General features: G+C 62.7%; 1 protein-coding gene. It reads right to left on the reverse strand.

Annotated features, from left to right (window positions below; translation table 11 throughout):
• Positions 1–138: 138 nt before the first annotated feature.
• A complete protein-coding gene (locus EJI01_RS28310; protein ID WP_126840405.1) occupies positions 139–1,236 on the reverse strand; it encodes an IS5 family transposase in 1,098 nt (365 codons plus the stop codon).
• Between the last annotated feature and the right edge of the window lie 26 nt (positions 1,237–1,262).

A 1,262-nucleotide genomic window follows, 5' to 3' on the forward strand; every position in this document is an offset into this window, starting at 1 on the left:
TAGCAGGCTGCTGAAGTACCAAGCGCGCCGAAGTCATCCTGCGGCCTGACAAGGCGATTGGGCGATTTCTGCGTTCCAGGTTGGCTGTCGTCGCCGTTTTCCCGCTTCGGAGGCCCGTTTTTGGCTCTCGTTGACCCTCTACGGGGCCAACGGACGGACTTGTGCCAAGGTCCGCATGCGCACCAAGTTGTAGGCGGCCATCGTCAGCACGAACAACTGGTCGACTTTCTCGATGCCGCGCACCATCACCTGCCGGATGGGGCCGACGAACTTGGCCCAGCCGAAGCCTTGCTCGATGAGCTTTCGCTTGCGCTGCGAGATCGCATAGCCCTCGCTCCGGGCGATCTCGTCGGCCACCGCCGAACGGCGCCCCGATTTGTTCTGCGCCACATGCGGCGTGACCTTCATGCGATGCAGCGCCTCAATGAACTCGGCCGCGTCGTAGCCCTTGTCGGCACCGAGCGTGAGCTCGGTATCCGGGCTCGCGGTGGCTTGACGTGCGTCCCTGATCATGACCTTGGCCGCTTCGCGTTCGGCAAAGCCGTCGGCCTGCGTGACCATGGCGTTGACGACCAGGCCGTGACGGTTGTCCGTGAGCGTGTGCCCCATGTAGCGCAGTTCGCTGCCAGTCTTGCCCTTGCGGTACAGCTTCGAATCGGGATCCGTCTTCGATTCGTGCGTGTCATTGCTGCGTCGCTGCCCCTTGAAGTCCTCGCCACTGTCGCCGTCGTCGCCACCGTCCTTGCGAATGAAGCTCTTGTGCCCGGCCCAGGCCTGGATCAGCGTGCCGTCGACGCTGAAGTGCTCACCCGACAACCAATCCCTGTTCTCGGCCGTCTCCAGCACTTCGTTGAAGAAGGCAACCACCGCGTCATGCTCGATCAGGCGCTGGCGGTTCTTGCTGAACACCGTCGGCACCCACACCGCGTCGTCCATCGCCAGGCCGATGAACCAGCGAAACAGCATGTTGTATTGGGTTTGCTCCATGAGCTGGCGCTCCGAGCGGATGCTGAACAGGATCTGCAACAGCATTGCGCGAAGCAGCTTCTCCGGCGCGATGCTCGGGCGGCCGCCCTTGACGTCGGCCTCGTACATCCGAGAGAACAACTCGTTCATCTTGGCCAACGCCTCATTGACCATCACCCGGATGCGGCGCAGCGGATGGTCAGCGGGAACGAAGTCGTCCAGCCGTCTCATGGTGAACAAGCCTTCGGTGAATGTGTCAGGGCCGCGCATCGGTGGGGGTTTCGTGGGTCTGCAAG

It is taken from the genome of Variovorax sp. MHTC-1 (assembly GCF_003984645.1).
Taxonomy (GTDB): Bacteria; Pseudomonadota; Gammaproteobacteria; order Burkholderiales; family Burkholderiaceae_C; genus Variovorax.

Bases quoted from the DNA above. Each gene is read 5' to 3' on its own strand.
- EJI01_RS28310 (WP_126840405.1), bottom strand. From the start codon at position 1,236: ATGCGCGGCCCTGACACATTCACCGAAGGCTTGTTCACCATGAGACGG.